The sequence below is a fragment of the Acidovorax sp. GW101-11A03 genome (assembly GCF_059424825.1).
Map to the genome: position 1 here is coordinate 1 of NZ_JBWKZU010000101.1, position 12199 is coordinate 12199.

Annotated in this window: 14 protein-coding genes; 1 reads left to right on the forward strand and 13 read right to left on the reverse strand. The window is 65.0% G+C overall.

From position 1 onward, the window contains the following. The 13 genes from hutU to AC07Z7_RS23950 all read right to left on the reverse strand — a co-directional run. Positions 1-1412, reverse strand: a 1412-nt coding sequence (hutU, locus tag AC07Z7_RS23890; RefSeq protein WP_494767891.1) for a urocanate hydratase, incomplete at its 3' end; no start/stop codon positions are given. A 39-nt stretch (positions 1413-1451) separates the two neighbouring features. Next, the gene (hutH, locus tag AC07Z7_RS23895) at positions 1452-2990 is read right to left on the reverse strand and encodes a histidine ammonia-lyase (RefSeq protein WP_494767892.1); all 1539 of its coding nucleotides are present in this window, start codon (positions 2988-2990) and stop codon (positions 1452-1454) included. 65 nt (positions 2991-3055) lie between these two features. Continuing rightward, positions 3056-3868 carry a histidine utilization transcriptional repressor HutC gene (hutC, locus tag AC07Z7_RS23900; protein WP_094290961.1) on the reverse strand — a complete coding sequence of 271 codons (813 nt, stop codon included), beginning with the start codon at positions 3866-3868 and terminating at the stop codon, positions 3056-3058. A gap of 28 nt (positions 3869-3896) precedes the next feature. Further along, a complete protein-coding gene (locus tag AC07Z7_RS23905; RefSeq protein ID WP_252661542.1) occupies positions 3897-4676 on the reverse strand; it encodes an ABC transporter ATP-binding protein in 780 nt (259 codons plus the stop codon). Next, positions 4673-5509, reverse strand: coding sequence for an ABC transporter permease (locus AC07Z7_RS23910; RefSeq protein WP_494767893.1), 837 nt, complete (start codon positions 5507-5509; stop codon positions 4673-4675). Before AC07Z7_RS23910 ends, AC07Z7_RS23905 begins: the two co-directional genes overlap by 4 nt. A 22-nt stretch (positions 5510-5531) precedes the next feature. Beyond that, positions 5532-6497 carry an ABC transporter substrate-binding protein gene (locus AC07Z7_RS23915; protein WP_094291224.1) on the reverse strand — a complete coding sequence of 322 codons (966 nt, stop codon included), beginning with the start codon at positions 6495-6497 and terminating at the stop codon, positions 5532-5534. 365 nt (positions 6498-6862) lie between these two features. After that, on the reverse strand, positions 6863-8248 hold the full coding sequence (locus tag AC07Z7_RS23920) for a sensor histidine kinase (protein WP_094291223.1): 1386 nt from the start codon (positions 8246-8248) through the stop codon (positions 6863-6865). A gap of 2 nt (positions 8249-8250) precedes the next feature. Further along, positions 8251-8937, reverse strand: a complete 687-nt coding sequence (locus AC07Z7_RS23925; RefSeq protein WP_094290958.1) for a response regulator transcription factor — start codon at positions 8935-8937, stop codon at positions 8251-8253. A gap of 17 nt (positions 8938-8954) precedes the next feature. Beyond that, positions 8955-9287, reverse strand: a complete 333-nt coding sequence (locus AC07Z7_RS23930; RefSeq protein ID WP_252661543.1) for a hypothetical protein — start codon at positions 9285-9287, stop codon at positions 8955-8957. A 17-nt stretch (positions 9288-9304) separates the two neighbouring features. Beyond that, positions 9305-9772 (reverse strand): Spy/CpxP family protein refolding chaperone, encoded by a 468-nt coding sequence (locus tag AC07Z7_RS23935; protein ID WP_494767894.1) that lies wholly within the window; start codon positions 9770-9772, stop codon positions 9305-9307. 145 nt (positions 9773-9917) lie between these two features. Then, a complete protein-coding gene (locus AC07Z7_RS23940; protein WP_494767895.1) occupies positions 9918-10196 on the reverse strand; it encodes a hypothetical protein in 279 nt (92 codons plus the stop codon). Between the two features lie 119 nt (positions 10197-10315). Then, on the reverse strand, positions 10316-10576 hold the full coding sequence (locus AC07Z7_RS23945; protein ID WP_252661548.1) for a hypothetical protein: 261 nt from the start codon (positions 10574-10576) through the stop codon (positions 10316-10318). A gap of 280 nt (positions 10577-10856) precedes the next feature. Next, a complete protein-coding gene (locus AC07Z7_RS23950; RefSeq protein WP_252661549.1) occupies positions 10857-11147 on the reverse strand; it encodes a hypothetical protein in 291 nt (96 codons plus the stop codon). A gap of 178 nt (positions 11148-11325) precedes the next feature. On the opposite strand from AC07Z7_RS23950, the gene AC07Z7_RS23955 reads away from it, so the two are divergent. Further along, positions 11326-11946: an IPTL-CTERM sorting domain-containing protein gene (locus tag AC07Z7_RS23955; RefSeq protein WP_494767896.1), complete on the forward strand. Its 621-nt coding sequence runs from the start codon at positions 11326-11328 to the stop codon at positions 11944-11946. Positions 11947-12199: the final 253 nt, after the last annotated feature.

Here is a 12199-nt window from a genome sequence, read left to right on the forward strand (position 1 = left end):
GGGCTGGCCACGCTGCCGGTGTCCAGGTGGTCGCGGCCGATCACGATGGGGGCCTTCAGCTCGCCGTTCTTCACCATCTCGTTGAAGGCCAGGCCCGCAATGTGGCGCTCGCCCAGGCCCAGCCAGCAGATGCGCGCGGGCAGGCCCTGGAAGGCAATGCGCTCGCCCGCCATGTCGAGCCAGCGGTGCACGTGCTTGTTCTCGGGGAACAGCTCCTTGATCTTGGCGTCGGTCTTGCGGATGTCTTCAGGGTCGCCCGACAGGGCCACCCAACGGAACGGGCCCTTGCCTTCGCAGAACAGCGGGCGGATATAGGCGGGCACAAAGCCGGGGAAGTCGAATGCGTCCTTCACGCCTTCGTCAAACGCCACCTGGCGAATGTTGTTGCCGTAGTCCACCACCGGGATGCCCATGTGCTGGAAGTCGAGCATGGCCTGCACGTGCACGGCGCAGGACTTGGCTGCCGCCTTCTTCAGCACCTCGTGCTGCGTCACGTCCTGCTGCGCGGAGCGCCACTGCGCCACCGTCCAGCCAGCGGGCAGGTAGCCGTTGACGAGGTCGTGGGCCGAGGTCTGGTCGGTCACCAGGTCGGGCTTCAGCCCCCCCGCCTTGGCGCACTTCACCAGCTCGGGCAGGATCTCGGCCGCATTGCCCAGCAGCGCGATGGAGATGGCTTCCTTGGCCGCCGTGTGCTGGCGGATGAGTTCGATGGCGTGGTCGATGTCGCGCGCCTGCTTGTCCACATAGCGCGTGCGCAGGCGGAAGTCGATGCTGCTTTGCTGGCATTCGATGTTGAGCGACACAGCTCCCGCAAACGTGGCGGCCAGCGGCTGCGCGCCGCCCATGCCGCCCAGGCCAGCGGTCAGTATCCACTTGCCTTCTAGCGAGCCGCCGTAGTGTTTGCGCCCGGCTTCGGCAAAGGTTTCGTACGTGCCCTGCACGATGCCCTGCGTGCCGATGTAGATCCAGCTGCCCGCCGTCATCTGGCCGTACATGAACAGGCCCTTCTGGTCGAGCTCGCTGAAGTGCTCCCAGTTGGCCCACTTGGGCACGAGGTTGGAGTTGGCCAGCAGCACGCGCGGCGCATTGGCGTGGGTCTTGAACACGCCCACAGGCTTGCCGGACTGGATGAGCAGGGTCTCATCGTCGTTCAAGTCCTTGAGCGAGGCCAGGATCTGGTCAAAACACTGCCAGTTGCGCGCGGCACGGCCGATGCCGCCGTACACCACCAGGTCCTGCGGACGCTCGGCCACCTCGGGGTCGAGGTTGTTCTGGATCATGCGGTAGGCCGCCTCGGTGAGCCAGCTCTTGCAGGTGAGCTGGCTGCCGCGCGGCGCACGGATCACGCGGCTGGCGTCGTGGCGGGGGTCGGTGTTGGAGGCGGCGGCGATGATGGCGTCGTTGGCGTTCATGGTGGGCTCCTGTGAATCAGTGGGTGTGCGTGGAAAAAATCAGGCGAAGCTGGGCAGGCATTGCGTGAGCGCGGCAGGCCAGGTGGACTGCTGGGCCCAGGCGCGCATGGCTTCGATATCGGGGGCGAGGTAGCGATCCTGTTCCAGATAGGCCACGCGCTCGCGGATGGCGGCGAACTGATCTTCAATGAGGGATGAGGACTTCAGGGACCGGTCGAATTCCATGCCTTGCGCGGCGGCCATGGCCTCGATGCCGACCATCACGGCCGCATTGCGCACCATGTCGCCCAGGCGGCGCGCGCCGTAGGTGGCCATGGAGACATGGTCTTCCTGGTTGGCTGATGTGGGCAGGCTGGTCACGCTGCTGGGGTTGGCCAGGCACTGGTTCTCGGCCGCCAGCGCGGCGGCGGTGACCTGCGCGATCATGAAGCCGGAGTTCACGCCGCTGTCGCGGATCAGGAACGCAGGCAGGCCCGAGAGGCCCGGGTCCAGCAGCAGCGACAAGCGGCGTTCGGAAATCGCACCGATCTCGGCGACGGCCAACGCAATGATGTCGGCCACAAAGGCGACGGGCTCGGCGTGGAAGTTGCCGCCGGAGATCACGTCGCCGTTGTCAAACACCAGGGGGTTGTCCGACGCGGCGTTCGCCTCGATGGTCAACACGCGCGCGGCGTGGTGCAGGTTGTCCAGGCACGCGCCCATCACCTGCGGCACACAGCGGATGGAATACGGGTCTTGCACGCGGCCGCAGTTCGGGTGCGAGGGGTCGATGGCGCTGCCATCCAGCAGCGCACGAACGGCAGCAGCCACGGCAATCTGCCCGGTCTGCCCCCGTGCTTCATGAATACGTGCGTCAAACGGCTTGACCGAGCCCTTGATGGCTTCGAGCGACAGGCAACCCGCGACCAGTGCGGCAGCAAACACGCTCTCGGCGCCAAACAAACCGGCCAGCGCCAGCGAGGTGGACACCTGCGTGCCGTTGAGCAGCGCCAGCCCTTCCTTGGGGCCCAGCACAAACGGCTGCAGGCCGATGGAGCGCATGGCCTCGGCACCGGGCACCACCTTGCCGTCCACCTTGGCCAGCCCTTCGCCAATCAGCACGCAGGCCATGTGCGCCAGCGGCGCCAGGTCGCCGGATGCGCCCACCGAGCCCTTGGCCGGAATAACGGGAAGCACGTTGGCGTTGGCCAGCGCCAGCAGCGCGTCCACCAGCTCGGGCCGCACGCCCGAGTGGCCGCGCGCCAGGCTCACGGCCTTGGTCGCGAGGATGAGGCGCACCACATCGTCGGGCAGAGGGTCGCCCGTGCCCACGCTGTGCGACAGCACCAGGTTGCGCTGCAGCTCGGCCAGCCGGTCGTGCGCAATCTTGGTGCTGGCCAGCTTGCCGAAGCCGGTGTTGATGCCATAGACGACCTGGTCTTCATCGACGATGCGCTGCACCGTGGCCAGGGACTTCTGCAAACCCGCGCGGGCCGAGGCATCCAGCACCAGTTGCACGGGGCCAGCATGGATGCGGCGCAGCTCTGCCAGCGTGACGCTGCCGGGGTGCAGGGTGATGGGAGATGCGTTCTGTGTCATGGCGTTGATCCTGTATATACAAGTAGGTACAAGCGAAAAAATTCTGAGCTTTTGGCGAAAAACTTTCAACCGGCGACGGGGTTACCGTCGGCGCGGAAGCGGCTGCCCAGGCGGTAACGGGTAGCGGGGTGCAGGCAGCGCACCACGGTGATCGGCACGCCGCGCGACCAGGTGCGGCGGGTGAGCAGCAGGCAGGGTTCCTGCGGAGACATCTCCAGCAGCGTGGCCTGCTCGGCGGTGGGCATGACGGCGTCGACCACATGCTCGATCTGGTCGAACGGCACGTTGCGCACCAGGTATTCGGAAGGTTGCAGCTGCGTGAAGTCCTGCGCGGCAAACTGGGGCACTTGGCGTGGGTTCACGTGGCGGTCTTCCAGCTGCACGGGCAGGCCGTCTTCGCGGTGGATGCACAGCGAGTGGAACACCGACTCACCCGTGCGCAGGTCCAGCGCGGCGGCCACCTCCAGCGTGGCGGAGGTGCGCTCCACCGTCAGCACGTCGCAGCGGTAGTCGTGCCCGCGCTGGCGGATTTCGCTGGCCAAATTGGCTATCTGCAGCAGCGTGGACTGCGGCTTGTCCTCGGCCACGAAGCTGCCCACACCGGCCACGCGCACGATGCGGCCCTGCTCCACCAGCTCGCGCAGCGCGCGGTTCACCGTCATGCGCGAGATGCCGAACTGGGTGACCAGCTCGTTCTCGGACGGCAGGCGGTCGCCCGCGCGCCAGATGCCTTCCTGGATCTTACGCGAGATGTGGTCCTTGACCTGCTCGTACAGCGCCATGGCCTGCGCGGGCGCGGCCACGACTGCCACGGCCTTGGCAGGCGCGCCACTGCGGGGGGCAGCGGCGGTGGTGCGGCGGGATGGACGGGCGCTCATGGGCTGGGCAGGTTCTGGAAGGTTCAGATCAATGCAGGTCCGCCGCCATGGATTCGGCGCGAATCTCTTCGGTCAGGCGCGCCTTGAGGTCCATGAACTCGGGGCTCGTCTTGATCGTGTAATGGCGTGGGTGCGGCAGGTCCACCGCCAGCTCGGTCTTGATGCGGCCGGGCCGGGCGCTGAACACGGCCACGCGGTTGGCCATGAAGATGGCTTCGTCGATGTCGTGGGTGACGAAGAGCACCGTCTTGCGCTCGGCCTCCCAGATACCCAGCAGCAGCTCCTGCATGAGCACGCGGGTCTGGTTGTCCAGCGCGCCGAAGGGCTCGTCCATCAGCAAAATCTTGGGGTCGTTGGCCAGCGCGCGCGCAATGGCGGTGCGCTGCTGCATGCCGCCCGACAGCTGCTTGGGAAAGTGCTGCTCGAAGCCACGCAGGCCCACCTTGGCGATGAAGTACGCGGCGCGTTCCTTTTGCTGCGCTTCGGGCATACCCCGCTCGCGCAGGCCGAAGCGGATGTTCTGCTCGATGGTGAGCCAGGGGAACAGCGTGTAGCTCTGGAACACCATGCCGCGATCGGCACCGGGGCCTTCCACGGGCACGCCATCCAGCAACACGCGGCCGCTGGTGGCGTGGTCCAGCCCCGCCACGATGCGCAGCAGCGTGGACTTGCCGCAGCCCGAGGGGCCGAGGATGGTCACGAAGTCGTTGTCACGCACTTCAAAGTCCACCGGCAGCAGCGCCTGTGTGCGCTGGCCTTTGCGCCCCTCAAAGGTGCGCGAGACGGCTTGGATGGATACGCTGCTCATCGCACAAAACTCCAGGCAAACAGACGGTGGTTGAGCGCCTTGAAGGCGAAGTCGGACACCAGCCCGATGAGGCCGATGATGATGATGCCGAAGATGATCTGGCCGGTGTTGAGCAGCGACTGGCTGTCGGTGATCATGTGGCCGATGCCGCTGGACGAGCCGATCAGCTCGGCCACGATCACATAAGTCCAGGCCCAGCCCAGCACCAAGCGCAGGGTTTCGGCGATCTCGGGTGCGGCGCCGGGGATCAGCACCCGCGTGACGATGCCCTTGTGGCCCGCGCCCAGCGTGTAGGCGGCCTCCACCAGGTCGCGCCGCGCGCCGCCCACGGTGACGGCCACCATGAGCGTGATCTGGAAAACCGAGCCGATGAAGATGACGAGGATCTTCTGCGCCTCGCCAATGCCCGCCCACAGGATCAGCAGCGGAATGAACGCCGACGCAGGCAGGTAGCGGCAGAACGAGATGAAGGGCTCGAAAAAAGCCTCGATGCCTTTGTACGCACCCATCGCAATGCCCAGTGGCACGGCAATGACGGCGGCCAGAATGAAGCCGCCGACCACACGCCAGATGGTCATGCCGATGTCTTTGATGAAGCCGTACTCGGTGAACAGCAGCCAGCCTTCTTTCACCATGGTGACGGGGCTGGCCAGGAAGGTGGGCGACACGAACCCCCCCAGGGTGAAGAACGCCCACACCGCCACGAACAGGGCGAAAAAGGCCAGCCCGAGCATCCAGCGGGCGCTGCTGCTCACGGGCTCCAGCGGGGCCAGCGAGCGCCGGCGCACGGGGGCCTTTGGCTCAGAAACGGACAGGGGTTGCACGGCAGACATGGAGCGCTCTTCTTCCGTCTATTTACTTGATGAAGCTGGCGTCGAACGTGACGGCCAGGTCCTCGGGCGCCTTGCGGATGATGCCGGCCTCCAGCAGGATGGCCGTGGCGTCCTTCATGAAGGACTGCAGTTCGCCCGCAAAGAACTTCTGGTTGGCGGCCTTGTCCTGCCAGCGCAGGAAAGACGAGGACTTGGCAAACTGCTCGCCCGTCTGCTTAACGGCCGCGCCCATGATCTCGTTGGACTTCGCCGGATCGGCCTTGATCATGTCGAGCGCCTGGAAGTACGAGTTGGTGAGCGCCTGCGCGGCCTTGGCGTTGGCCTTGAGCCAGGTGGGGTCACAACCCACGGTGTCCATCACCATGGGGTAGTCGAGCGTGGTGGCCAGGATCTTGCCCGATGCGGGGTTGTCGCGCACGGTGGAGAGGTAGGGCTCGTACGTCATGGCGGCGTCGTTCTGGCCCGCCACAAAGGCCTGCGCAGCCGCCTGGGGGGACAGCGTGGTGGTCTTCACGTCCTTCAGGCTCATGCCGTTCTTGCTGAGCATCCAGGCCAGGCCGAAGTACGGCGCCGTGCCGGGCGCGTCCACGCCGATGGTCTTGCCCTTGAGGTCGGCAAAGCCCTTGATGTCGCCACGCACTGCGATGCCGTCGGCGCCGTAGGACTTGTCCATCTGGAAGATCTGCACGATGGGCACGCCGTTGGCGTTCCAGGCGACATGCGTCTCGACCGTGGTGGCGGCGCACTGGATGGACTTGGAGGCCAGGGCCAGGTGGCGGTCCTTCTGCGGAATCATCTTGATCTCCACATCCAGGCCATTTTTCTTGAAGATGCCGGCCTTGTCGGCGAGGGTGAGCGGTGCAAAACCCGTCCAGCCGGACATGCCCAGCACAATCTTGGTGTCCTGCGCCTGGGCCGGTGCGGCCAGCGCCATCACACATGCTGCTGCCGCTGCCAGCGACGTCCATTTCACAACCGATCGAGTCATCATCTGCTCCTGTTTGAAAAAAGTACCACCCCAGCCGGTCCGCACCCGCGTTCCGGTCGCCATGATGACATCGGGAGCATACCTGTATATACAGGGTAAACACCAGCAAAACCGGGTCATCGGGCGAGGTGATACGTACGCAGCAAAAACGGGGCCAGGCCACGCGGATTTCGCGGGGCATGGAACAGAAACAAAAATACTACGAAATTAATAGCAACAAACGCTTTACCAGTGCGCGGTAAAAGCCATTTTCTGCCATAAACCACCCGTGGCCACCAAGCCACAGGCCCACAAGGGCTATCGCACCACCCCAGTGCAGGCCAGTGCCGAGCGGGCGACGCTACGTCCCTCCCGGGGACAGAGACTCACTCCACCACGGGCAGGCGCACCGTGACCGACAGCCCCGGCTCCGCATTGCGCATGTGCAGCTGCCCGTCGTGCGCCTGCGCCACCAGGCGGCACAGGTACAGGCCCAGCCCCACGCCACCGGTGGTGCGCTGGCGGGCCGTGTCCGGGCGGTAGAAAGCCTGGGCCAGGTGCGGAAGGTGCTCGGGGGGCACGCCCCGGCCATGGTCGCGCACCTCCAGCTCGACCACGCGCCGGTCGCCCTCCAGCCGCAGGTGCAGCTCAGGGGGCAAGGCCCCCGATTCGCTGTGGCGCAGGCTGTTGTCCAGCAGGTTGCGCAACAGCAGCCGCAGGCGGGAGCGGTCAAGCCGGATGGTGGGCAGGTCTGGCGGCGCGTGCAGCACGATATCGGCGGCGCCCACATGGCGGGAGCCCAGCTCGGCGATCACCTCGCGCGCCAGTTCCGTGAGGTCGGTGGGCTCGCGGTGCAGTGCAGCGTGGCGCCCAGCCAGGCGCTCGCTCTCCAGCAGGTCGGTGATGAGGCCCGCCATTTCACCCAGGTCGCGCAGCAGGGCCAGCCGCTGAGCCTCGATGTCGGCAGTCTCGGGCAGCAGCTCGGTATTCAGCCGGGCGCGGGTCAGCGGGCTGCGCAGCTCGTGGCTCATGGCCAGCAAGAGCGCGCGTTTGGCTTCGAGCATCTGATGGATGTCGTCGCCCATGGTGTTGATGGTGGCCGCCAGCTGCCCCAGCTCATCGGGCCGGTGCGCATGCCGCACGGGGATGGGCTGGGCGAAGTTGCCGTTGCCAAAACGCTGAGCGCCCTGGCGGATGTCGTCCAGCGGGCGCAGCAGATGGCGCACGTACACATAGGCCAGCGCCGTCAGCAGCAGCAGCACTGTGAGCGTGCCCCAGGCGATGCGCGGGCGCTTGTCCCACGACAGGGCATTGAGCCCAAACTCGATGTGGTGACCGTCGGCCGTGGTGCGCTGCAGCAGGCTGTGGCCGTTCTCGTCGCCCGCCCAGTGGTCCTGCTTGCGGAACTTGTCGCTCATCCAGTCGGGGCGTGGCTGGTCGGGGTGGGAGGCCCAGTGGATCTGCGGCCCGTCGATGCGCAGCGTGACGGGGAGGCGGTCGGCAATCGCCTGCGCACGTTCGATGCTGGGCGGGCTGCCGATCTCGGCGGTCAGCCGGTCCACATAGTCCATCAACAGGGGGCGGGCCGCTTCTTTCCAGCCCACGGCCACCGCCTTCTGCACCCCGCCCATGAAGGTGACGGCCACCGTCACGGCCAGGGCCATGAACACCAGCACCAGGCGAATCCGCAGCGAATGCCCCACCGCGTGCCGCGCGCGGCGGTGCCAAGGGCAGTCAGGGTCCTGGGCCGCGAGTGTGTCGCGCACCTTCATCATCATGGCGCGGCCCGCCGCAGTGCCAGCGAATAACCGGCATTGCGCAGCGTCTTGATGCAGTCGAGCGGCTCCAGCTTCTTGCGCAGACGGCTCACCACGATGTCCACGGCGCGGGTGTACAGCTCGGCCTCGTGGCCGCGCAGCTGGTTCAGGATGTCATCGCGGCTGAACACCTTGCCGGGCTCGCGGGCCAACAGGTGCAGCAGGTCGAACTCGGTGCCGGTCAGCTCCACCGCCACCCCCTGGCGCAGCACACTGCGGCGGGCGGCGTCGATGGTGAGCCCGTCAAACTCCAGCGAACCCACGGCAGCGCCCTGCCCCGGCCCGCGCCGACGGCGCAGCACGGTCTGCAGGCGCGCCACCAGTTCGCGCGGCTCAAACGGCTTGGGCAAATAGTCGTCGGCCCCCAGCTCCAACCCCACCACGCGGTCCATCACCTCGCCGCGCGCCGTGAGCATCACGATGGGCAGGTCGCCCTGTTTGCGAATGGTGCGGCACAGCTCAAAGCCATCCATCTCGGGCAGCATCACATCCAGGATGGCGGCATCGAAGCCCCCCGTTCCCAGCAGGGCCAGCCCGTCGCTGGGTTTGAGGGCGTGGACCAGCTCCAGCTCGAACCGCTGGAAATAGGTGGCCAGCGGGGAGCCGAGCTGGGCGTCGTCGTCGATGAGCAGGATGCGGTGCATGCGCAATTCTCACACCGTCAGGTGTTCGCCCATCCCGTGGATGGTTCTGCGCCGCCCTCGCCTACACCGAGCAATGCGCGGTGCCGCACGATCAACCGGCGCAGGCGTCCCTGGGCGCCCGCATGGAGCGCATCAAAATGGTCCGCAGCGGCCAGCAAGGCAGGCAAGGTGTGGGCCGCAGTCTCGGGCTGTCGGGCCACCAGGCCCAACGCGTGTTCGCGGTCAAAGCGCGGCCCCCAGACGAGGGACATCAGCTCATCGTGGGGGTCGGGCATGCCCGCCAGCAGCGCAGGCCCATGGGTGCGCACGCCCTGTGCCAGGCGGTGGATGGGTTCCAGCGTAGGAGACATGGAGCAGCCCCTCGCCATCAACCGCGCGCCATCCAGCCCTTGCGCCGCTGCATCAGCTCGCGCACCTTCTGCTGCTGCTCGGGGTTCAGGCTGTCGTAAAAGTCGGCCAGGGCGCTGATCACCTCGGGGCTGCTGGTCTGCACCGCGCGGGTCTTTTCGTCCAGCAGGGTCTGTGCGCGTGTACGGTCAAACTTTTCACCCGCCACAAGGGCCTGCATTTCTGCGCGCGGGTCTGCCGTCTTGCCGATGAATGCCGTGCGCTGCACTTCCATCTTGTCGGCCAGCACATTGAGCTTGGCTTTTTGTGCATCGTTCAGGTCCAGCTTGCTGCTGACGCGCTCAACCACCTTGCCACGCACTTCCGCCATCTTCTCGGCGTTCATGGGGCCACGGTGATGGTGGCCGCTGGAGCAGGCCGTCAGACCGCCCACCGCGATGGAAGCGCCGAAGATGCCCATCAGGGTTTTCTTGATCCAGGGTTTCATGATGCAGTCCTTTCGAGGACGGTGTTGAACATGGCCCTGATGGTGCCGCGCGGCACGCGCTACGTCGTCTCGACGCAGTTTCGGTTTATTTCATTTTGTTTCGCATGACATATTGGGAGTTACAGGCATTTATGCCACTCCCCGCTCAGCGGACCACGGCCGACAACACCACCAACCGGTTGGCCAGCAGCGCCGCCTCATCGACCATTTGCGCCAAAGGCTTGGCGCCAATGCTCCACCCGCCATACCAGATGGCAAAGGCCGTCACCCCTGGGAACGACTGGCTGCCGCGCATGCCATAGGCGGCAATGGCTTCGTCAATGCGGGCATGCAGGGTCGCCGCCCCGACCTGAACCTTGCCATCAAACACCCTGGCCAGGTACTGGTGAGAGCCTTCATGCCGAATATGCAAGGTCAGCACCATCATGGTTCTCCGCACGGGCCCCGCCCCACCAGAGAAGGGCACAGCCATGGCCCGCCCCACGACGGCTGCGCGTGACAGGCCCAGCTCGCAGCATCAGACCGGAAGCACCGGCACCGCCATCAATCAAATGAGGGTTCCAGATCACACAGTGGTCGAAGGCGCGGCACAGAAGAAGGCCAGCCACCTGCACGCAGGGTGGCCCGCCCCAGACCGGTGATGTACAGCACCTGCGCCCTGGGCTGCGCCGCGTCCACAGGTGGCAGTTGCACCTCGACCATGCCCGCAGCGCGCAACACCCGCAGCTTGTCGATGTTGGTGACGTCCGATTCAATCAGAGGCAACTCATCCCGCGCCAGCCCCTGCAGGTACTCCATTGGCATAGTGGCCTCCGGCTTGAACGAGCGGGCATTGTGCGGCCCTGGTTTGGGTTTATCAAGGGCTGATACACACACCTACAGATGCAGGGGTATTTGCTACATAAAACTGCCCCAAGAATGAAAAAGAGCGCTCGGGGCTGGCGGGGATTGAACCCGCGTCCGCCCCAGATTCCCCGCCACTTTTCTTGGCCCCGTGCGAAATCGGTGCGATTTTGAAAGAGCCGATACACACCGCCAGACACCGCAATTTGTTATGAATTGCAACATCAAAGCGTGACGGAAATCAGCGCAAACTGCTCTCCGGCGGCAACTCCACCGTGCCCACGCCAGACGGTGGGCGCGGCGCCAACCAGTGCACCCACAGCCCCTTGAGCCAGGCCAGCGCGCAAACCACGGCCACCACGCCGACACCCCATTGGCCGCTGCTCCACACCGACCAGAACCAGAACGGCTGGCTCACCAGACCCACGATGCAAGCCCAGCGCTGGAAACGCACGCTGCGGCTCTGAGATAGCCAGATGGCGGTCGGGCCCAACAGGGCGATAGCTGTTTGGACAAACTGATCGGGGGACATGCCTGGATTGTGCGTAACTGTAAAAAAACACAGTGATCAGCGAGACCCCTGAGTACCCGGGACTCCACCACGGAATGCGACGAGTTGCCCCATCAAGCCAACTGCTTGGCTCCACCGGTCGGCAAGCAGTACTACATCAGCCTGTAACATCCGCGCTTCAAAACTGGGAGGACATGAGATGTTGGCGAGAGGGAACTTGCGCGTTTGGGTTGGTGCGGCACTGCTGGTACTTGGGACCAACTCCAACGCTGCGTTCACGATCACATTTTCCCAGGTGGGTGGAAATGTGGTCGCCACCGGAAGTGGATCCATCAACACGGCCGCTGTAACTTTGAGTGGTTCGGCAACCAGGCCCAACGTCCGCAGCGGCAATGCGCTGGCCTACATAGGAGGCACTCCGCTCGTGAACAGCGCTATCGAGGTGTCATCAGTTGGATCCGTCGTTGGCCCAACGTCCTTTGGTTCGCAACTGGTGGACACAGAGCCAAACACAGCTTCCGGCGGATTGGTAGGAATCGTTGGCGTCAATAGTCGCATCTTCGTTCCACCAGGTTATGTTTCCCAAACCCCCATCAATTCGTCCGCTACGTGGAATGGCGCAACGTTCGCCAGCCTAGGGCTTACACCCGGAACCTACACTTGGACCTGGGGCGCGGGGCCAACGGCTGACTCGTTCACAGTGGTGATTGGCGCAGCCGCGCCTGCCTCTATCCCTACGCTTTCAGAATGGGCCATGCTGTCTATGTCGGGCCTGTTGGCCTTGGCGGGATTCGCGGCCGCAAGACGCCAGAGGGGTTAAAAACATGTTCCTTGTTTACGGCCCACTGCGGGTAGTGAGAGGACTGGCAGGCCTATTCTTCATGTTCCAGTTACTCGCACTGTTTCTGAATCCCCCCGTTGCTTAGTATGTGCGGCGCTTAAGTGCAGTTGCAGCAGAATGCGGACTACAAGGAGAGACGCACTGTGACCGTAATAGAGCCTGTCAGATGTTTTGTGTGTGAGGCATAGCATGTCAACAAGGAGCATGAATGCCACGCAAGACGAAGACAACC